The sequence below is a fragment of the Polaromonas glacialis genome (genome assembly GCF_000709345.1).
GTDB lineage: Bacteria > Pseudomonadota > Gammaproteobacteria > Burkholderiales > Burkholderiaceae_C > Polaromonas > Polaromonas glacialis.
In genome coordinates, this window is record NZ_KL448323.1 from 1169053 (window position 1) to 1188714 (window position 19662).

Below are 19662 nucleotides of genomic sequence, written 5' to 3' on the forward strand. Positions count from 1 at the left end.
CGTACCGCTCCCATGCCTTGCCGCCCTTTGACAGGGTCGCCGCTTGTGTGGGGCGATGCGGCGCATCGCTGCCTGCGATGACAACCAATCTTCTCGATCTCGACCTGGAAGGCATGGCTGCGTTTTGCGAGCAGCTCGGCCAGAAACGCTTTCGCGCGACCCAGCTGTTTCGCTGGATTCACCAGAAAGGCGCGTCCGATTTCGAGCAGATGACCGATCTGGCCAAGGCGCTGCGCGAAAAGCTGGCGGTCTCGGCTCGCATCACGGGCCCCAAGGTGGTGTCGCGCCACGAGTCAACGGACGGCACGATCAAATGGTTGTTCGACGTGGGTGCGGGCGATGTGATCGAAACAGTTTTCATCCCTGAATCCGACCGTGGAACGCTGTGTATTTCATCCCAGGCGGGTTGCGCCGTGGGCTGCCGTTTCTGCTCGACCGGGCACCAAGGCTTCAGCCGCAACCTGACGACCGGCGAAATCATTTCCCAGTTGTGGTTTGCCGAGCACTTCCTGCGCAAGCATCTGGGCCGGGACGAACGTGTCATCTCCAACGTGGTCATGATGGGCATGGGCGAGCCCTTGCAGAATTATTCGCAGTTGCTGCCGGCGCTCAAGGTCATGCTGGATGATCACGGCTATGGCCTGTCGCGCCGCCGGGTCACGGTGTCCACCTCCGGCGTGGTGCCGATGATCGACCGCCTGGCCCGGGATTGCCCGGTCGCCCTGGCAGTCTCGCTCCATGCGCCGCAGGATGCGCTGCGCAGCGACCTGGTTCCGCTGAACAAGAAATACCCGATTGCCGAACTGCTCGAAGCCTGCACCCGCTACCAGTCGGCAGCGCCTCGCGACTTCATCACGTTTGAATACTGCATGCTCGATGGCGTCAACGACCAGCCCGAGCATGCGCGCCAGTTGGTGGCATTGATGAAAACCCATGCGGCCAACGGCCTGTCGTGCAAGTTCAACCTGATTCCCTTCAACCCTTTTCCGGCTTCGGGCCTGGTGCGTTCGCAAATGCCGCAGGTCATGGCTTTTGCCAGAATCCTGATGGATGCCGGCATCGTCACCACCGTGCGCAAGACGCGCGGCGATGACATCGATGCGGCCTGCGGCCAGCTGGCGGGCGATGTGCAGGACCGCACCGGCGTGGACCAGCGCATGGCTGCGCAGCGCCAGGGCATGCTGGGCGGCATCAAGGTGGTGGTACTCAGCAAGGACGCGGCATGAAGCGCATCGCACGTCCTGCCTGGGTCTTCGTCTGCTGGACGGCCATGCTGCTGGGCGGCTGTGCCAGCCAGCCCGGCTCCATAGACGGGCTGGGCAACCGGACTGACCTGATCACCGATTCCGATGAAACCGACCAGCGCCGCCGGGCACGCTTGCGCGTCGAACTGGCGACCGGTTATTTTGAACAGGGCCAGACCAAGGTGGCCCTGGATGAAATCAAGCAGTCGCTGGCAACCGATCCGAATTTTGTCGATGCCTACAACCTGCGCGGGCTGGTCTACATGCGGCTCAACGACATTCCGCTCGCAGAAGACAGCTTTCGCCGTGCGCTTTCCCTCAATGCGCGCGATGCCGCAGTGGCCCACAACTACGGTTGGCTGCTTTGCCAGCAGGCGCGTTATGCCGAGTCGTTCAAGCTGTTTGCCCAGGCCGCCGCGAATCCCACTTACACGGGAAAAGCGAAAACTTTGATGGCCCTGGGTGTGTGCCAGGTGAACGCCGGACAGTTAAGTGAGGCTGAACAAAGCCTCATGCATTCCTACGAACTCGATGCAGGCAATCCTGTGACCGGCTACAACCTGTCCAAGCTGCTGTATGCGCGCGGCGATCTGACGCGCGCCCAGTTTTACATCCGCCGCCTGAACAACAGCGAACTGGCCAATGCCCAGACGCTCTGGCTGGGCATCAAGACGGAGCAAAAGCTCAACAATCAGGAGGCGATGGTGCAACTCGCCAGTCAGTTGAAGAAACGCTTTGCGCAGTCTCCCGAGGCCGCAGCGTATGAAAAGGGCCTGTTCAATGAGTAAGGATGAAGCGGTGCTGGTGTCTGGCATTGCGTTAAATCGTGAAGCGGCGGGCCAGCCGGACACCGCCGGTGCCCTGCTTCGCACGGCCCGGCAGTCGCAGGGCCTGGACATTGCCACGCTGGCAGCGCTGTTGAAGGTACCGGTTCACAAGTTGCAGGCGCTTGAGCAGGACCAGTCGGCGCTTTTGGCCGATCCGGTCTTCGCGCGGGCCTTGGCCGCCAGCATGTGCCGCATCCTCAAGCTGGATCCGGCCCCCGTGCTGCAGCGGCTGCCCGCGATAGCCGCGTTCAAGGTGACTTCCCAGAACCGGGGAATCAACACGCCGTTTCGCGTCCGCAGCAGCAGCAGGAATGCGGTGCCCTTCTGGTCCCACATTTCGCGGCCAGCCGTTCTGGTCGGTCTGGCTTTGCTGCTCGGCGCGCTCGTGCTGATGTTCTTGCCGTCCATTCAAAAGGAAATTGCCAGATACCGGCAAGCAGGCCAGCTTGAAACCGTCCCGGGCCAGGCGGTGGAATCCGCCTCTGTCACAACGACCGTGATCACTCCGACATCGCCGGGCAATGATGTGCCTGGCGTGTCTTCTACCTTGGTGACGCCTGCCGATGTGCCTGCTGCTGCAACAGGTCCGCTCGCAACAGTTTCCGCAGGCGCAGAGGGTGCCGCTGGTGAACCGCCGATGACCATCAGCGCAAAAGGCGCATCGAAAATAAAGGTGACGGATGCCAGCGGCGCGGTGGTTCTCGACCGCACGCTTCGTGCCGGCGAGTCTGTCAGCCTGTCGGGCGTGCTGCCGCTGGCCGTGGTGGCGAGCCGTGCCAACGTCATACAGGTTCAGGTGCGTGGCCAGGCCTTTGATCTCGCCAGCGTCACCAAGAACAACATTGCCCGTTTCGAGGTGAAATAGTGCAAACCTGTCTTCCCATCGCATCTGCTTTTCCAAAGCCGCATCATTCCATCCAGTCCCGGGTCGTCTGGGGTTCGCGTGTCGTGACCGTGGGCGGCGATGCGCCGGTGCGTATCCAGTCCATGACCAATACCGACACCGTGGACGCGATTGGCACGGCCATCCAGGTCAAGGAACTGGCCCTGGCCGGGTCCGAAATGGTCCGCATCACGGTTAACACGCCTGAAGCGGCTGCCGCCGTTCCTTATGTCCGCGAGCAACTCGACCGGATGGGTGTCGATGTTCCCTTGATCGGCGACTTTCATTACAACGGCCACCGGCTTCTGACCGATTACCCGGCCTGTGCGCAGGCGCTGTCCAAGTACCGGATCAATCCTGGAAACGTCGGCAAAGGCAACAAGCGCGACACCCAGTTCGGCCAGATGATCGAAGCGGCCATGCGCTGGAACAAGGTCATCCGCATCGGCGTGAACTGGGGCAGCCTGGACCAGGAACTGCTCGCCAGCCTGATGGATGAAAACAGTGCGCGCAGCACGCCCTGGGATGCCCGGCAGGTGATGTATGAAGCGCTGATCACCTCGGCCATCGACTCGGCCAAGCGTGCCGAAGACATGGGCATGCGGCGCGACCAGATCATCCTGTCGTGCAAGGTCAGCGGCGTCCAGGACCTGGTTTCCGTCTACCGGGAACTGTCCAGGCGCACCGATCACACCCTTCACCTCGGACTGACCGAAGCCGGCATGGGCACCAAGGGAACGGTCGCTTCGACCACGGCGCTCGCTATCTTGCTGCAGGAAGGCATTGGCGACACGATTCGCGTTTCACTCACACCCCAACCCGGCGAGGCGCGAACGCAGGAAGTGGTCATTGCCGCCGAAATTTTGCAGGCTCTGGGCTTGCGGACCTTTGTGCCCAGCGTGACGGCCTGCCCCGGGTGCGGTCGCACCACCAGCACCACGTTCCAGGAACTGGCCAAGCAGATTGACGACTTCCTGCGCGCCCAGATGCCCGTGTGGCGCGAACAGTACCCAGGCGTCGAAGGCTTGCGGGTGGCGGTGATGGGCTGCATTGTCAACGGACCCGGTGAAAGCAAGCATGCCGACATCGGCATCAGCCTTCCCGGATCGGGCGAAGCCCCGGCTGCGCCGGTGTTCATCGATGGCGAAAAACGGCTGACCCTGCGCGGCGACAACATTGCGCAGGAGTTCCAGGTGATTGTCGAAAACTACATTGAAAAACGCTTTGGCTCGCATGCGCTGGCCGACGCTTCCTGAACCACATGCCTGAAAAAATGAATGCCGGCCCGGCAGAACAATCCGCGCCGGCCAAAATCGAAAAACTTGCCGCCGTCAAGGGCATGAACGACATCCTGCCGCCGGACTCGGCGCGCTGGGAATGGCTGGAAGACAAGGTTCGCGCACTCATGGCGCGTTATGCCTACCGCAACATCCGCACGCCGATTCTGGAGCACACCCAGCTTTTCGTGCGCGGCATTGGCGAGGTCACCGACATTGTCGAAAAGGAAATGTATTCCTTCGAAGACCGCTCGGACAAGCATGGCGACCACGACCACCTGACCATGCGTCCGGAAAATACCGCCAGCGTGGTACGCGCTGTGACCGAACATAACCTGCTTTACGACGGTGGCAAACGGCTGTACTACATGGGGCCGATGTTTCGCCGCGAGCGGCCGCAGCGCGGGCGCTACCGCCAGTTTCACCAGATCGGCGCCGAAGCGCTGGGGTTTGCCGGCCCTGAAGTAGACGCCGAACTGATCCTGCTGGCTGTCGCGCTCTGGAAAGAACTCGGCCTGAGCGACTGGCGCCTGGAAATCAACAGCCTGGGCCAGCCTGACGAACGCGCCCTGCACAGGGCGCAACTGATCGCGCACTTTGAACAGCATGCCGATTTGCTCGATGAAGAGGCGAAAAGGCGCCTGCACAGCAATCCGCTGCGCATCCTCGACACCAAGAACCCGGCGATGAAATCCTTGGTTGAAAGCGCGCCGCGCCTCATCGATTTTCTTGGCGCCGAGTCACTGGCGCATTTCGACGGACTCAAGGCCATCCTGGATGCCAACGGCATTGCCTGGACGCTCAACCACCGACTGGTTCGCGGGCTGGACTATTACAACCTGTCGGTCTTTGAATTCGTGACCGACCGCCTGGGCGCGCAGGGCACCATTTGCGCAGGCGGCCGTTACGACTACCTGATCGGGCAGATGGGCGGCAAGCCGGCGCCTGCGGTCGGCTGGGCGCTGGGCGTCGAGCGCGTGCTCGAACTGATCAAGGAGGAGGGCGCCTTCGGCGAACTCCCCGTGCCCGACGCTTATGCGGTGGTTCCCGAATCTTCAGCCCTGCCGGTCGTTCTGAAAACCCTGCAGGCCCTGCGAAGCGCCGGCATCAGCGTGCAGATGCATGCCAGCACGTCACCGGGCGGCATGGGCAGCATGAAGTCGCAGTTCAAGCGGGCCGATGGCAGCGGCGCGCAGTTTGCGCTGATTTTCGGCGAGGCCGAACTGGCCGAAGGCTGCGTGGCCGTCAAGCCGCTGCGCGGCGAGAAAGACGGGTCGTCAACTGCTCAAACGCTTCAAGCGCTGGATGATGTGGCCGCATGGGCAGGCATGCTGCGCAGCAGCCCCATGGTTTGAGCGACGGCTCGGCACCCTACAATCCCTCTTCAATCCAGCCCGCCCCGCGTCGGGCAGAACCCCAGAAATTTATGGCAAAACACCTCGATTTGGAAGAACAGGAACAGCTTGACGAGATCAAGCATTTCTGGAAACAGTATGGAAACCTGATCACCTGGGCGCTGATTGTGGTTCTGGGTGCGTTTGCCGCCTGGAACGGCTACCAGTACTGGCAACGCAGCCAGGCGGCACAGGCCTCGGTGATGTTCGACGAGATCGAGCGCGCCGTCCAGTCGGGCGATGCCGCACGGATCGACCGTGCCCTGGCCGACATGAAGGATCGTTTCGCAAGCACCGCCTACGCCCAGCAGGCCGGCCTTCTCGTGGCCAAGGCCCATCATGACAAAGGCAACGCCGATGCGGCCCGCGCAGCGCTGGCCTGGGTGGCCGACAAGGCGTCCGATCCCGGTTACCAGGCCATTGCCAGGCTTCGGCTTGCCGGACTGTTGCTTGAAAAGAAGTCGTATGACGAAGCCCTACAGCAGCTTTCCGGTGCTTTCCCCAAAAACTTCGATGCGCTGGTGGCTGACCGGCGCGCGGACATCCTGATGGCGCAAGGAAAAAAAGTCGAAGCCAAGGCTGAATATGAAAAAGCCTGGAAGGCCTTTGACGATCGTACCGAATACCGGCGTCTGGTCGAGGTCAAGCTCAATGCGCTGGGCGTTGACCCCACCGCCGGACAGGTCAAGCTGGCAACTGCCGAAAATGCCGGAGCAAACAAATGAAAATTCAGTCATTTTGGCCATTTGCGCTTGCTGGACGAGCGCCAGTAGCTATTATTAGCATAGCGCTCTTGGCGGGTTGCTTTGGGGGCGTCAAAAAGCCACAGCCCACGGAACTGCAGCCGGTGACGGCGCTGGTTTCCGTGCGCCAAAGCTGGACCCAGCGCATCGGTCCGGTCAATTTCCCGCTTGATGTCGGCGTGGCCGGCAACGGCGTGGCGGTCGCCAGCGACGACGGCACGGTCGCGCTGCTCGATGCCCAGACCGGCCGCGACGTCTGGCGCCTGGCGTTGAAGACGCCGATTGCCGCCGGCGTGGGCAGCGATGGGAAGGTTCTCGCCGTCGTCACAAAAGACAACGAAGTAATTGCCATGCAGGCAGGCCGCGAGCTGTGGCGTCAAAAGCTCAATGCCCAGGCGTTCACTGCCCCGTTCGTTGCGGGTGAGCGTGTGTTTGTGCTGGCGGCAGACCGTTCGGTCAATGCCTTTGATGGGCAGACCGGCCGAAAGCTGTGGGCGCAGCAGCGTTCAAGCGAACCGCTGGTGTTGCGCCAGTCCGGCGTGATGCTGGCCGTTGGCGACACGCTGGTGGTCGGTGTGGGCGGCCGACTGGTGGGCATGAACCCGTCGAATGGCAGCATTCAGTGGGAAGCGCCCATCGCCACCCCGCGTGGCATCAATGACATCGAACGGCTCGTGGACCTGGTCGGCAGCGTCAGCCGGGTGGGCGATAGCGTTTGCGTGCGGGCGTTCCAGTCCAGCATTGGCTGCGTGAATACCGCCCGTGGCAATGTGCTCTGGACCCGGCCTGCCAATGGTGTGCAGGGCATCCAGGGCGACGACCGGCTGCTGTTCGGCACGGAAGCCGATGGCACCGTGCTGGCCTGGAAACGCAGCGATGGCGAGCGTGTCTGGTCCAGCGAGCGGCTGCGCTACCGGGGGCTGACCGCGCCGCTGCTGGCCGGCCGTTCCGTGGTGATTGGTGATGCCACCGGATTCATCCACCTGCTGTCGCGTGAAGACGGCTCCCTGCTCAACCGCCTGAACACCGATGGTTCGCCCATTTCCGCTGCCCCGGTGCTGGCGGGCAACACCCTGGTCGTCGTCACCCGCAACGGCGGCATTTACGGCTTTCAGCCCGAATAAACGGCATTCTCGCCAGAAACTGATCTACTCATTTTGATGAAACCTGTCATTGCGTTAGTTGGCCGCCCGAACGTTGGCAAGTCAACCCTTTTTAACCGGCTGACCAAGACACGCGACGCGATCGTGGCCGACTATGCCGGGCTGACGCGTGATCGTCATTACGGCAACGGCAAGCTCGGCCCGCATGAGTACATCGTCATCGACACCGGAGGCTTCGAGCCCGATGCCGTCACCGGCATCTACAAGGAAATGGCCCGGCAGACCCGCCAGGCCGTTGCCGAATCCGACGTGGTGATTTTTGTGGTCGATGCCCGTGCCGGCATCAGCGCGCAGGACTACGACATTGCCAACTACCTGCGCAAGCTCGGAAAACCGACGGTGCTGGCGGCCAACAAGGCCGAGGGCCTGCCCGAAGGCACGCAGGTTTCGGAGTTCTTTGAACTCGGGCTTGGTGAAATGCTGGCGGTGTCGGCATCGCACGGGCAGGGCATGCGGTTGCTGGTTGATTTGGCACTGGCGCCCCTCAACCTGCCCGATCCGTCGGAAGCCGTCGAGCAGGAAGACCCCTCGGTCATCAAACTCGCGGTGGCAGGCCGCCCCAACGTCGGCAAATCGACACTGATCAATACCTGGCTTGGCGAAGAGCGCCTGGTGGCCTTTGACCTGCCGGGTACCACCCGCGATGCGATCTCGGTGCCTTTTGAGCATGCCGGCCAGCGGTTTGAACTCATCGACACCGCCGGGCTGCGCCGCAAGGGCAAGGTCTTTGAAGCGATCGAGAAATTCTCCGTCGTCAAGACCCTGCAGGCGATTGAAAACGCCAACGTCGTGCTGCTGCTGCTCGATGCCACCCAGGGCGTGACAGACCAGGACGCGCACATTGCAGGCTACATCCTTGAAAGCGGCCGGGCCGTGGTGCTGGCCGTGAACAAATGGGATGCGGTCGATGCTTACCAGCGCGAACTGCTGCAGCGCTCGATTGAAACCCGGCTTGGTTTCCTGAAGTTTGCCTCCATCCACCATATTTCGGCCATCAAGCGCCAGGGGCTGGGGCCGGTCTGGAAATCCATCATCCAGGCGCACGCTTCAGCCAACCGCAAGATGTCCACGCCGGTGCTGACCCGTTTGCTGATGGAAGCGGTGCAGTTCCAGCAACCCCAGCGTTCGGGCGTTTTCCGCCCCAAGTTGCGTTATGCCCACCAGGGCGGCATGAACCCGCCCATCGTGATCATTCACGGCAATTCGCTCGAGCACGTGACCGAGTCCTACAAGCGCTACCTTGAAGGCCGGATACGCAAGGAGTTTGATCTGGTCGGCACGCCTTTGCGTATCCAGCTGAAAAGCCAGCACAATCCTTTCACGGATAAAGAATAGGCCTAATATTACAAGGCCATCGAAATCGCTGTGGTATGGTCAAACCCTTACTAACTTTTGAACACGGAAAATATCGTGAGCAATAATAAAGGCCAGCTATTGCAGGACCCGTTTCTCAACACCTTGCGTCGCGAGCATGTTCCTGTTTCGATTTATCTGGTCAACGGCATCAAGCTACAGGGCCAGATCGAATCGTTCGACCAGTACGTGGTCCTGCTTCGCAACACCGTCACCCAGATGGTATACAAGCATGCGATTTCCACCATCGTCCCAGGCCGCGCCGTGAATTTTTCGACGACCGAGTCCGAAGAAACACCGACCAGCTGAGAAGCAATGACGCACCGGTGAAAACACAAGCACTCGCCCTTCTGGTAGGGGTCGATCTGGGCCTTCCCAATTTTGATACGGATCTGCTGGAGCTAGGCCTGCTGGCGCAAACTGCCGGCCTTGAGCCTGTGGCGCGCATCACCTGCAAACGCAGGGCACCCGATGCCGCCCTGTTCATCGGGTCGGGCAAGGCCGACGAGATCAAAATGCTCGCCCTTGATACTGGCGCCACCGAAGTCCTGTTCGACCAGTCGCTCAGTCCCGCCCAGCAGCGCAACCTTGAGCGGCATCTTGAAATGCCGGTCAATGACCGGACGCTGCTGATCCTGGAAATCTTTGCACAGCGCGCCCGCAGCCACGAGGGCAAGCTTCAGGTGGAGCTTGCCCGTCTGCAGTACGTCTCGACACGGCTGGTCCGCCGCTGGTCGCACCTTGAGCGTCAGACGGGCGGCGCTGGCGTGCGCGGTGGTCCGGGCGAAAAACAGATCGAACTTGACAAACGCATGATCGGCGATGCCATCAAGCGAACCAAGGAGCGCCTGACCAAAGTCAAAAAGCAGCGCCAGACGCAGCGAAAGCAGCGTGAGCGGCGCAACTCGTTTTCGGTTTCGCTGGTGGGTTACACCAATGCCGGAAAATCCACTTTGTTCAATGCCCTGGTCAAGGCCACTGCCTACACCGCCGACCAGCTTTTTGCAACGCTCGACACCACCACGCGACAGCTTTATTTGGGCGAGGCCGGACGTTTCGCATCCCTGTCCGATACTGTCGGTTTCATTCGCGATTTGCCGCATGGGCTGATTGATGCCTTTGCGGCAACCCTGAAGGAAGCGGTCGATGCCGATCTGCTGCTGCATGTGGTCGATGGCTCCAACCCCGACTACCTTGAGCAGATCGAGCAGGTACAGCGCGTGCTTTCCGAGATCGGTGCCGAGAATGTTCCGCAAATACTTGTTTTCAACAAGCTGGACGCTATTGAAAAAAGCAGCTTGCCACTGCACCTGCAGGATAGGTTCGAACTCAGGGATGCCTTTGAAGGCGCCAGCCGCAGTGTCGAACGCGTATTTGTGAGTGCCAAGACCGGTGAAGGCCTGAATCTGCTGCGCGAATTGCTGGCGATTCGAGGTTCCCATGCGCAGGCAGGCGATAGCCCCCAAACACCCCAATGATATTGCCCGGCCGGGCAGTTTCGTTAGGCACAATGTCGGTGTAACAAAAAAGCGAGTTTTTTTCCATGAATTTGAATCCCGTGCTGCAAACGCTGACAAACTTTCCGGGTCGGCTCAAACAACGCGCCCAAGGCATATTCAATCTGAATGATCCGCGCTGGGGCCGGGATGAGGACAAGTCGGCATCTGATGGTTCCAGGCCCGAGGGCTCGCGCGATGACCGGCAGCCGCCCAAGCCGCCGAGTCGTCCTCAAGGCCCCAATCAGGGGCCGCCTGACCTTGACGAGTTGTGGCGCGACTTCAACCGCAAACTGGGTAACTTGTTTGGCGGCGCGAAGAACGGCGGCAACCGCGATGGTTTTGGTGGTGGCGGCAACAAAGGCGGCGGCGGCTTTCAGCCCGATATGAAGAATGCCGGAATCGGCGTTGGCCTGATTGCGGCGGTGGTGGCATTGATCTGGCTGGGTACCGGCTTTTTCATCGTGCAAGAGGGCCAGCAAGCGGTGATCACGCAGTTCGGCAAATACCGGTCCACGGTCGGCGCCGGCTTCAACTGGCGCTTGCCTTACCCCATACAACGTCACGAGATTGTCGTGGTCACCCAGATTCGTTCGGTCGATGTCGGGCGTGACACCGTTCTCAAGGCAACCGGCCTGCGCGATTCGGCCATGTTGACGGAAGACGAAAATATCGTCGAGATCAAGTTTGCCGTGCAGTACCGCCTGAACGATGCCCGCGCTTACCTGTTCGAAAGCAAGGACCCGGCTGCCGCAGTGGTTCAGGCTGCCGAAACCGCCGTGCGCGAAGTCGTCGGCAAGATGAAAATGGACATGGCGCTTGCCGAAGAGCGTGACCAGATCGGTCCGCGCGTCCGGGTGCTCATGCAGACCATCCTGGATCGCTACAAGGTCGGTGTCGAAGTGGTCGCCATCAATTTGCAGCAAAGCGGCGTCCGGCCTCCCGAGCAGGTTCAGGCGGCTTTCGATGATGTGCTGAAGGCTGGACAGGAGCGCGAGCGCGCCAAGAATGAAGCGCAGGCCTATGCCAATGACGTGGTTCCCCGCGCCGTCGGTTCGGCTTCCCGCCTGAAGGAAGAGGCGGATGCCTACAAGGCCCGGATCGTGGCGCAGGCTCAGGGTGATGCGCAGCGCTTCAGTTCGGTGTTGACCGAATACCAGAAAGCCCCGCAGGTCACCCGCGACCGCATGTACACCGACGCGATGCAGCAGGTTTACACCAACGTGACCAAGGTGCTGGTCGAATCCCGCCAGGGTTCCAACCTGCTCTACCTGCCGCTCGACAAGATCATGCAGATGACCGGAACGGGCGGCGCGGCGGCAGGCAGCGATGCGACGGCGCCACTGTCAACATCGCCTGCAGCGCAAGCCCCGCTCAATGGGGTCCCTGTAGATTCCCGAGCCCGGGACGCTTCCCGAACCCGCGAACGTGAAACCCGCTAAGGAATACAAAAGTGAATAGAGTTGGACTCGTCGTTTCTTCATTGCTGGTGCTTCTGGCATTGCTCAGTTCCACGCTGTTCGTGGTAGACCAGCGCCAGTTTGGCGTCGTGTACGCCCTTGGACAAATCAAGGAGGTTGTTCTTGAGCCGGGCCTCAATTTCAAGCTGCCACCTCCATTTCAGAACGTTTCGTACATTGACAGGCGTTTGCTGACGCTGGACAGCACCGACTCCGAGCCGATGCTGACAGCCGAAAAGCAGCGTGTCGTGATCGACTGGTATGTGCGCTGGCGCATCATCAACCCTTCGGAATACATCCGCAACGTCGGGCTTGATGAAAAAGCCGGTGCCAACCAGTTGAATCGCGTGGTTCGCAATGCGTTCCAGGAAGAAATCAACCGGCGCACCGTCAAGGATCTGCTCTCGCTCAAGCGTGAGCAGCTGATGGCCGATGTCAAGAAAGAAGTGCTTGCCGTGGTGCGGGGCGCCAAGCCCTGGGGCATCGATGTGATCGACGTGCGCATTACCCGCGTCGATTACGTGGAAGCCATTACCGAATCGGTTTACCGCCGCATGGAGGCCGAGCGCAAGCGCGTGGCCAACGAGTTGCGCTCGACAGGTGCGGCAGAAGGTGAAAAAATTCGCGCCGATGCCGATCGCCAGCGTGAGATCACCGTCGCCAACGCCTATCGTGATGCGCAGAAGATCAAGGGCGAGGGCGATGCCGAGGCGGCCAGCACCTTTGCCCAGTCTTTTGGACGGGACCCCCAGTTTGCGCAGTTCTATCGCAGCCTGGAAGCCTACAAGGCCAGCTTCAGCAAGAAAAGCGACGTGATGGTGGTCGATCCTTCGTCGGACTTTTTCAAAGCCATGCGTGGCGCCAACAGTGGCAGCGCTTCAGGGGCCGCCTCGCGTTAACAAACGTCAGCTTTCCGGCACCCAGGCGATATGAATTGCCTTCACCAGCGGGCGGTGTTCATCAAGCAAAAGGGCAGTCTGCCCTTTTCTGTTTTTTGATCCAGCCCATGCCGGTAAAATCCTGTTTTTAACAGCTTACTAAATCTACATGCCCGCCTGGTCGTCATCTTGGCAATTGCCTGATCAAATTGCCGATGTCCTGCCTTCCGAGGCGCGTCACATCGAAGAACTACGCCGTCTGTTCCTGGACACCGCCCGCAGCTATGGCTATGAACTGGTCATGCCGCCGCTGCTGGAGCATCTGGAGTCGCTGCTCACCGGAACCGGTGAAGCGCTGGACCTGCAGACCTTCAAACTGGTCGATCAGCTGTCGGGCCGCACACTGGGGCTGCGCGCCGACACCACGCCGCAGGTCGCCCGAATTGATGCCCATTTGCTCAACCGCAGCGGCGTGGCCCGCCTTTGCTATTGTGGTCCGGTGCTGCATACTCGCGCCGACCGGCCGCATGCGACCCGCGAGCCCTTGCAGTTCGGCGCTGAAATTTACGGCCATGCCGGTCTGGAAGCCGACCTGGAAGCCCAGCGGCTCGCGCTGGACTGCCTGAAGGCGGCGGGCGTCACCGATCTCATGGTGGACATGGCGGACGTTCGCATCGTTGCCAGCCTGCTGGCCGGCGCCAGTCTTGGCCCTTCAATCCTGGCGCGCATCCATGCGGCGCTGGCGGCCAAGGATGCGAGCGAATTGGGCAGTTTGCTCGCTGGCCTGCATGGCGGCATTTCATCGGAAGCACGCGAAGGCATGTTGGCGCTGCTGCAGCTCTACGGTGATGAACAGGTGTTGTTTGAGGCTGAAAAATGCCTTCCGCGCTTGCCTGGCGTGCATGAAGCGCTACAAAATTTGAAGTTGCTCGCCGCCTATCTTCCTGATGTCAAGGTCAGCTTTGATCTGGCTGACCTGCGCGGCTACGCCTATTACAGCGGTGTCCGCTTCGCCATTTATGGCCAGGGCGCCGAACTGGCCCGGGGCGGGCGTTACGACGAGGTCGGCGCCGTTTTTGGTCGCAACCGTCCGGCCGCCGGCTTCAGCCTTGACCTGAAGGAACTGGTCAGCGTGCTGCCGCCGCGACCCCTCAAGGCGGCCATTTGCGCGCCCTGGGGTGACGATGCCAGGCTCAATGCCGCCATTGCCCGCTTGCGGGGCAGCGGCGAAACCGTGACCTGTCTGTTGCCGGGCCACGACAATGAAGTCAATGAGTTTGACTGCGACCGCGAGTTGGCCCTGACGGACGGCCAGTGGGTGGTGCAGCCCCGCCCTTAAGCCGCAACCCTGAAGCGGTACAAAATGCTGTGCGAAGGGCTGGGCCCGGCGCCAGCTTTATCCATTTGATCCTTAACGAGAACTGAAGATGACAAACAAACCAAGCGCAGCCACCGGCCGCAATGTCGTGGTCGTGGGCACCCAATGGGGTGACGAAGGCAAGGGAAAACTGGTCGACTGGCTGACCGAAATGTCGCAGGGCGTGGTGCGCTTCCAGGGCGGCCACAATGCCGGCCACACGCTGGTCATCAATGGCGTCAAAACCGCCTTGCACCTGATCCCGAGCGGCATCATGCGTCCCGGCGTGAAGTGCTACATCGGCAACGGCGTGGTGCTGTCGGCGGCCAAGCTGTTCGAGGAGATCGAAGGGCTGGAAAAAGCCGGCGTCGAAGTGCGCTCGCGCCTGCGCATCAGCGAAGCCTGCCCCTTGATCCTGCCTTTCCATGCAGCCATCGACATTGCCCGCGAAACCTTCCGCGAAAAAGGCGGCACTGAGAAAATCGGCACCACCGGCCGAGGCATCGGCCCGGCCTACGAAGACAAGATCGCCCGTCGCGCGCTGCGCGTGCAGGACCTGAAATACCCCGAGCGCTTTGCCGCCAAGCTGCGCGAACTGCTGGACCTGCACAACTTCGTGCTGACCGGTTTCCTGAATGCGCCGGCCGTTGACTTCGACACGGTGTACGACGAAGCCATGCGTCACGCCGAACTGCTCAAGCCGATGATGGCCGACGTGTCGCGCGAACTCAATGATGCGCACCAAGCCGGCGCCAACCTGCTGTTCGAGGGTGCGCAGGGCACGCTGCTCGACGTGGACCACGGCACCTATCCTTATGTCACTTCCAGCAACTGCGTGGCCGGCAATGCGTCGGCCGGTGCCGGCGTGGGGCCGGGCATGCTGCACTACATCCTGGGCATCACCAAGGCGTATTGCACCCGCGTGGGCGGCGGGCCGTTCCCGACCGAACTCGACTGGGAAGCCGAAGGCACGCCGGGCTGGCACATGAGCACCGTCGGCGCCGAAAAAGGCGTGACGACCGGGCGCAGCCGCCGCTGCGGCTGGTTCGACGCGGCGCTGCTCAAGCGCTCGGCGCAGGTCAATGGCCTGTCGGGCCTGTGCATCACCAAGCTTGACGTGCTCGATGGCCTGGACGAGTTGAAGCTATGCACCGGCTACGAACTCGACGGCCAGACCACCGACATCCTGCCGATGGGCGCCGACGACATTGCCCGCTGCGTGCCGATTTACGAAACCCTGCCGGGCTGGAGCCAGAGCAGCGTGGGCGTGACGCAATATGACAAGCTGCCGCCCGCCGCACAGCGCTACCTGCAACGGATCGAAGAAGTCACCGGCGTGCCGATTCACATGATCTCGACCAGCCCGGACCGCGACCACACCATCCTGCTGCGTAACCCCTACGCGCTCTGAAGCCTTTAAATTTAGACAAAAAGGCCGCTTGCGCAATAACCACGGGCGCAGGCAGCTATTAAATCAGGAGTAACTCCATGTTGACCGAAGACGGCAAGCATCTCTACGTCAGCTATGACGAATACCATAACCTGATTGAAAAACTGGCCATCAAGATCCACCAGTCCGGCTGGCAGTTCGACACCATCCTGTGCCTGGCGCGGGGCGGCATGCGGCCCGGCGACATCCTGTCGCGCATCTTTGACAAGCCGCTGGCCATCATGTCCACCAGTTCCTACCGCGCCGACGCCGGCACGGTGCAGGGCAAGCTGGACATTGCCCACTACATCACCACGCCCAAGGGCGAGATCGCCGGCCGGGTGCTGCTGGTCGATGACCTGGCCGATTCGGGCCATACCCTGAACGCGGTGATCGACCAGCTTCGCAACAACTACAAGCCGATCACCGAACTGCGCAGCGCCGTGATCTGGACCAAGGGTGTTTCGACTTTCCAGGCCGACTACACGGTCGAGACGCTGCCGACCAACCCGTGGATTCACCAGCCCTTCGAGAGCTACGATGCGCTTTCGCCGGTGCAGCTGATGGACAAGTGGAGGGTATAGTAGCCCCCACGGTCGCTCACTGCGTGTAGCTCCCTGCCCCCCGAGGGGGCCGCTGCGCCTGCGGTCCGGCGGAGCCGGTTCCGCGGCCCCGGCTGGTGGGGAAGGGAAAGCCCCCATGCCCTCGATTTCGTGTGGTTCGCTTCCCGCCGAGGGATTACTGCGCCTGCGGCCTGGCAAAGCCAGTTCCGCGGCCCTGGCTGATCAAAAGCGCATGCCGTTAACATGCGTGGATGAGCGATTTATCCACCCAGCTGATTCACCATCCCTACCGTCCACCCGCCGGCTTCGAGTCGGTATCCCCCCCGGTCCACAAAGCCTCAACGATCATCTTCCCCAACGTGGCAGCCCTGCGCAGCCGCGACTGGAAGCACAAGACCGGCTACACCTACGGCCTGCACGGAACGCCGACCACCTTCACGCTGGAAGCGCGCATTGCGACGCTCGAAGGCGGCAAGTTCTGTACGCTGGTTCCGAGCGGGCTGGCGGCGGTCGTGCTGGTGGACATGGCCCTGCTGAAGTCCGGCGACGAGGTCCTGATTCCGGACAATGCCTACGGCCCGAACAAGGCCTTCGCGCAGGCCGAACTGGCGGCCTGGGGCATCGGCTGCCAGTTCTACGACGCGATGAACCCGGCCGACCTGGCCGCGCGGCTGAACGGCCGGACCCGCCTGGTCTGGCTGGAGGCGCCCGGATCGATCACGCTGGAGTTTCCGGACCTTCCCGCGCTGGTGGCCGCCGTCAAGGCGCACAACGCATCGGGCGGGGCACATCCACAGGCCGCCATCACGGTACTCGACAACACCTGGGGCGCGGGCCTGGCGTTCAATGCCTTTGCACTGGGCGCCGATATCTCGGTGCAGGCGCTGACCAAATACCCGAGCGGCGGCGCCGACGTGCTGATGGGCTCGGTGGTGACGAACAGCGAAGCGCTGCACCACCTGATGCATTTTTGCCATATGCGCGTCGGCTACGGCGTCAGCGGCAATGACGCCGAACTCGTGCTGCGCGGGCTGAACAGCATCGCGCTGCGCTATGCCGCGCAGGATGCTGCCACGCGCCAGCTGGCCGGCTGGCTCCAGGGCCAGCCGCAAATCGCCGCCGTGCTGCATCCGGCATTGTCTGACTCGCCAGGCCATGCGCAATGGAAGCGCGACTGCACTGGCGCGGCCTGCCTGTTCAGCGCGGTCTTCCGGCCTGTCATCACGCCCGTGCAGATCGACCGGTTTTGCGACAGCCTGCAGCTTTTCAGGCTCGGCTATAGCTGGGCCGGGCCGATGAGCCTGTGCGTGCCTTATGACATGCCGGCCCTGCGTGCGGTGCGTCCCTGGCCCCACCAGGGCGGACTGGTGCGCTTTTCGGTCGGTCTGGAAGCCGTTGCCGACCTGCAGGCCGACTTGGCCCAGGCGCTGGCCGGCTTGTCCGCAAGGCCCGATGGCAATGCATTACAGTAAGGGTTACTTATTCACGAAAGCTAAGCTGTGGCAACTCCCAATTACTCCTATGAAAAGCGTCAGAAGGAGCTGGCGAAAAAACGCAAGAAAGAAGACAAGCTCAAGCGCAAGGGCGAAGGCAAGCCTGACGACGGCGATGCTTCCCCTGACGGTGTGCCGGATCAGGACAACATCAGCGAAGCCCAGCTTGACATACCACCCGCCGGTTCCCCTCCCTGAGTCCTGAATTAAAGAAAAAAGCCTTCCGGCGCAACACAGATGTGCGCAACCAGCTATTGATTTGATAGCGAATATACGACTGACCCGGCATCACCGCCACTGGTGGTGCCGGGTTTTTTTGCGTCAAGCCTCGGCCAGCAGCGAACGGGCAAGCTCGGTCATGGCTTGCGCGCTGTGGTCGCGCGGCGCCAGGGCTCGCGCCGCTTCGTACTGGGTGAAGTTGCGCTGCATGGACTGCAGGTAGCCCGGGTCGTAATGCTTGAGCAGCAGTTCGAGCACCACCGACGCCACGTCGCCGCCGCGCGCACGCGCCTGCCAGTCCTGGACGGTGGCCTTGCCGCGCGCCTCGGTCAGGGCGCCGAGCCGGTTGCAGAAGAATTCGATGTCCCGGACAAAAAAGTCATAGTCTTCCAGCAGCAGCGCCACGCGCTCGCCTTCAGGCAAATCAAGGCGCAGGCAGGGGCTGGCGCGCATGGCGGCAATCAGCCCTTCGGGAACGGCCACGTTGCCGACCTTCTTGCTCTCGCTTTCAATATAGACCGGCTGCGCTGCGTCAAAGCTGCGCAGCGCCGTCCAGATGCGGCTGTCGTAAGCCTTCTGGCTGGGCTGGGCCACGCCCGGGATCATGCCGAGCACCGAACTGCGGTGGTTGGCCAGCGCTTCAAGGTCCAGCACCTGCGCCCCCTGCGCCTCCAGGGCCTGCAGCAGCCGCGTCTTGCCCGAGCCGGTGGGGCCGCACACCACGCGGTAGCGGTGCCGCGCGGCGACTTGCGGCAGGTCCGCGACCAGCGCCGCCCGGAAGGCCTTGTAGCCGCCATCGACCAGCGTCACCTTGAAGCCGATCTGGTCCAGCACCAGCGCCAGCGAGCCGCTGCGCTTGCCGCCGCGCCAGCAATACACCAGCGGCTGCCATTCCCTGGGCTTGTCGAGTACATCGCGCTGGATGTGCTCTGAAATGTTCCTGGCGACCAGCGCCGCGCCCAGCTTCTTGGCCTCGAACTGGCTGATCTGCTTGTATTGGGTGCCGACGATCTTTCGCTCGTCGTCGTGCAGGCTGGGCCAGTTCACCGCGCCTGGCAGGTGGTCTTCGGCGTATTCGCCCTCGGAGCGGGCGTCGATGACGGTGGAGAACTGCCCCAGTTGGGCCAGGGCGTCTGCGGCGGAAATGCGGTCAAGGCTCACGGGATGATTTTCTTCAGTTCTGGCCAGACATTGGCCAGCATTCTGGCTTGCGATGACTCGTTGGGGTGGATGCGGTCGGCCTGGAAATTGGCGGCGGCATTGTCGCCGTCGGCAACGCCCTTGAGGAAAAAGGGCACAAGCGCGACTTTCTCCTCCCTGGCGACCTTGGAGAAGAGGCCTGAAAAGGTGGCGGCGTAGGCGCCGCCATAGTTGGGCGGCACCTCCATGCCGACCAGCAGCACGCGGGCGCCGGCTTTCTTGGACGCCTGCGTCATGGCCGTCAGGTTCTTTCCGGTCATGTCCAGCGGCAGGCCGCGCAGCGCGTCGTTGCCGCCCAGCTCGATCACCACGGTGGCGGGTTTGTGCTGCGCCAGCAGGGCCGGCAGGCGCGAGCGGCCACCCGAGGTGGTGTCGCCGCTGATGCTGGCATTGACGACCCGGACATTTTTGTTTTCGCTGGCCAGCTGCTTTTCAAGCAGCGGAACCCAGCCGGTGCCGCGCCTGAGGCCATATTCGGCGCTCAGCGAGTCGCCCACGATCAGCACGGTCGGCTGCGCCTTGGCCTGCGCCGGCGCCTGGGCAAATGCGGGCACTGCCAGCAGGGCGCTGATCAACACGCTTCCCAAGGATTTGGCCCAGCGGTTTCGCGCACCCAGGCCAGGCTTGCTACAGTCGGCAGCAATCGATTTAACGTTTTCAGAGAGGGTTGACATGTTTGAACC

Annotated in this window: 19 protein-coding genes; 17 read left to right on the forward strand and 2 right to left on the reverse strand. The window is 61.9% G+C overall.

The genetic code is table 11. The annotated features are described in order from the left end of the window. Positions 1 to 77 precede the first annotated feature (77 nt). The 17 genes from rlmN to EC86_RS0105985 all read left to right on the forward strand — a co-directional run bounded on the left by rlmN (position 78) and on the right by EC86_RS0105985 (position 17758). Positions 78 to 1226 carry a dual-specificity RNA methyltransferase RlmN gene (rlmN, locus tag EC86_RS0105905; protein ID WP_029524749.1) on the forward strand — a complete coding sequence of 383 codons (1149 nt, stop codon included), beginning with the start codon at positions 78 to 80 and terminating at the stop codon, positions 1224 to 1226. Then, a complete protein-coding gene (gene pilW / locus EC86_RS0105910; protein ID WP_029524750.1) occupies positions 1223 to 2032 on the forward strand; it encodes a type IV pilus biogenesis/stability protein PilW in 810 nt (269 codons plus the stop codon). The genes rlmN and pilW overlap by 4 nt, the downstream gene beginning before the upstream one ends. Further along, positions 2025 to 2936 carry a helix-turn-helix domain-containing protein gene (locus tag EC86_RS0105915; RefSeq protein WP_051675750.1) on the forward strand — a complete coding sequence of 304 codons (912 nt, stop codon included), beginning with the start codon at positions 2025 to 2027 and terminating at the stop codon, positions 2934 to 2936. The genes pilW and EC86_RS0105915 overlap by 8 nt, the downstream gene beginning before the upstream one ends. Next, entirely contained in the window at positions 2936 to 4210 is a 1275-nt protein-coding gene (ispG, locus tag EC86_RS0105920) for a flavodoxin-dependent (E)-4-hydroxy-3-methylbut-2-enyl-diphosphate synthase (protein ID WP_029524752.1), read from the forward strand. Before EC86_RS0105915 ends, ispG begins: the two co-directional genes overlap by 1 nt. Before the next feature lie 56 nt (positions 4211 to 4266). Next, the gene (gene hisS, locus EC86_RS0105925) at positions 4267 to 5586 is read left to right on the forward strand and encodes a histidine--tRNA ligase (RefSeq protein ID WP_036772817.1); all 1320 of its coding nucleotides are present in this window, start codon (positions 4267 to 4269) and stop codon (positions 5584 to 5586) included. 71 nt (positions 5587 to 5657) lie between these two features. Next, positions 5658 to 6350 carry a YfgM family protein gene (locus EC86_RS0105930; RefSeq protein ID WP_029524754.1) on the forward strand — a complete coding sequence of 231 codons (693 nt, stop codon included), beginning with the start codon at positions 5658 to 5660 and terminating at the stop codon, positions 6348 to 6350. After that, complete coding sequence (bamB, locus tag EC86_RS0105935) at positions 6347 to 7492, forward strand: outer membrane protein assembly factor BamB (protein ID WP_029524755.1); 1146 nt, start codon at positions 6347 to 6349, stop codon at positions 7490 to 7492. Before EC86_RS0105930 ends, bamB begins: the two co-directional genes overlap by 4 nt. 36 nt (positions 7493 to 7528) lie before the next feature. Further along, the gene (der, locus tag EC86_RS0105940) at positions 7529 to 8866 is read left to right on the forward strand and encodes a ribosome biogenesis GTPase Der (protein WP_029524756.1); all 1338 of its coding nucleotides are present in this window, start codon (positions 7529 to 7531) and stop codon (positions 8864 to 8866) included. A gap of 57 nt (positions 8867 to 8923) precedes the next feature. Then, complete coding sequence (gene hfq / locus EC86_RS0105945; protein ID WP_029524757.1) at positions 8924 to 9193, forward strand: RNA chaperone Hfq; 270 nt, start codon at positions 8924 to 8926, stop codon at positions 9191 to 9193. A gap of 17 nt (positions 9194 to 9210) precedes the next feature. After that, positions 9211 to 10362 (forward strand): GTPase HflX, encoded by a 1152-nt coding sequence (gene hflX / locus EC86_RS0105950; RefSeq protein WP_036771894.1) that lies wholly within the window; start codon positions 9211 to 9213, stop codon positions 10360 to 10362. A gap of 65 nt (positions 10363 to 10427) precedes the next feature. After that, positions 10428 to 11822, forward strand: coding sequence for an FtsH protease activity modulator HflK (gene hflK / locus EC86_RS0105955; RefSeq protein WP_029524759.1), 1395 nt, complete (start codon positions 10428 to 10430; stop codon positions 11820 to 11822). A gap of 11 nt (positions 11823 to 11833) precedes the next feature. Next, a complete protein-coding gene (gene hflC / locus EC86_RS0105960; RefSeq protein WP_029524760.1) occupies positions 11834 to 12739 on the forward strand; it encodes a protease modulator HflC in 906 nt (301 codons plus the stop codon). A 148-nt stretch (positions 12740 to 12887) separates the two neighbouring features. Next, positions 12888 to 14057, forward strand: a complete 1170-nt coding sequence (locus tag EC86_RS0105965) for an ATP phosphoribosyltransferase regulatory subunit (RefSeq protein ID WP_029524761.1) — start codon at positions 12888 to 12890, stop codon at positions 14055 to 14057. Between the two features lie 88 nt (positions 14058 to 14145). Beyond that, complete coding sequence (locus EC86_RS0105970; protein ID WP_029524762.1) at positions 14146 to 15486, forward strand: adenylosuccinate synthase; 1341 nt, start codon at positions 14146 to 14148, stop codon at positions 15484 to 15486. 77 nt (positions 15487 to 15563) lie between these two features. Next, entirely contained in the window at positions 15564 to 16088 is a 525-nt protein-coding gene (locus EC86_RS0105975) for a phosphoribosyltransferase (RefSeq protein WP_029524763.1), read from the forward strand. A 230-nt stretch (positions 16089 to 16318) separates the two neighbouring features. Continuing rightward, on the forward strand, positions 16319 to 17539 hold the full coding sequence (locus tag EC86_RS0105980; protein ID WP_029524764.1) for a PLP-dependent transferase: 1221 nt from the start codon (positions 16319 to 16321) through the stop codon (positions 17537 to 17539). A gap of 27 nt (positions 17540 to 17566) precedes the next feature. Next, positions 17567 to 17758, forward strand: coding sequence for a hypothetical protein (locus tag EC86_RS0105985; RefSeq protein ID WP_029524765.1), 192 nt, complete (start codon positions 17567 to 17569; stop codon positions 17756 to 17758). Positions 17759 to 17881: 123 nt separating this feature from the next. Here EC86_RS0105985 and mnmH read toward each other — a convergent pair whose 3' ends face one another. Together mnmH and EC86_RS0105995 are read right to left on the reverse strand one after the other, a co-directional pair. Further along, positions 17882 to 18940, reverse strand: coding sequence for a tRNA 2-selenouridine(34) synthase MnmH (gene mnmH / locus EC86_RS0105990; protein WP_029524766.1), 1059 nt, complete (start codon positions 18938 to 18940; stop codon positions 17882 to 17884). Continuing rightward, positions 18937 to 19653: an arylesterase gene (locus EC86_RS0105995; protein WP_084181203.1), complete on the reverse strand. Its 717-nt coding sequence runs from the start codon at positions 19651 to 19653 to the stop codon at positions 18937 to 18939. The genes mnmH and EC86_RS0105995 overlap by 4 nt, the downstream gene beginning before the upstream one ends. Positions 19654 to 19662: the final 9 nt, after the last annotated feature.

Coding starts and splice junctions, on each gene's coding strand:
- rlmN (WP_029524749.1), top strand. CDS start 78: ATGACAACCAATCTTCTCGATCTCGACCTGGAAGGCATGGCTGCGTTT.
- pilW (WP_029524750.1), top strand. CDS start 1,223: ATGAAGCGCATCGCACGTCCTGCCTGGGTCTTCGTCTGCTGGACGGCC.
- EC86_RS0105915 (WP_051675750.1), top strand. CDS start 2,025: ATGAGTAAGGATGAAGCGGTGCTGGTGTCTGGCATTGCGTTAAATCGT.
- EC86_RS0105930 (WP_029524754.1), top strand. CDS start 5,658: ATGGCAAAACACCTCGATTTGGAAGAACAGGAACAGCTTGACGAGATC.
- bamB (WP_029524755.1), top strand. CDS start 6,347: ATGAAAATTCAGTCATTTTGGCCATTTGCGCTTGCTGGACGAGCGCCA.
- der (WP_029524756.1), top strand. CDS start 7,529: ATGAAACCTGTCATTGCGTTAGTTGGCCGCCCGAACGTTGGCAAGTCA.
- hflK (WP_029524759.1), top strand. CDS start 10,428: ATGAATTTGAATCCCGTGCTGCAAACGCTGACAAACTTTCCGGGTCGG.
- EC86_RS0105965 (WP_029524761.1), top strand. CDS start 12,888: ATGCCCGCCTGGTCGTCATCTTGGCAATTGCCTGATCAAATTGCCGAT.
- EC86_RS0105970 (WP_029524762.1), top strand. CDS start 14,146: ATGACAAACAAACCAAGCGCAGCCACCGGCCGCAATGTCGTGGTCGTG.
- EC86_RS0105975 (WP_029524763.1), top strand. CDS start 15,564: ATGTTGACCGAAGACGGCAAGCATCTCTACGTCAGCTATGACGAATAC.
- EC86_RS0105980 (WP_029524764.1), top strand. CDS start 16,319: ATGAGCGATTTATCCACCCAGCTGATTCACCATCCCTACCGTCCACCC.
- EC86_RS0105995 (WP_084181203.1), bottom strand. CDS start 19,653: ATGTCAACCCTCTCTGAAAACGTTAAATCGATTGCTGCCGACTGTAGC.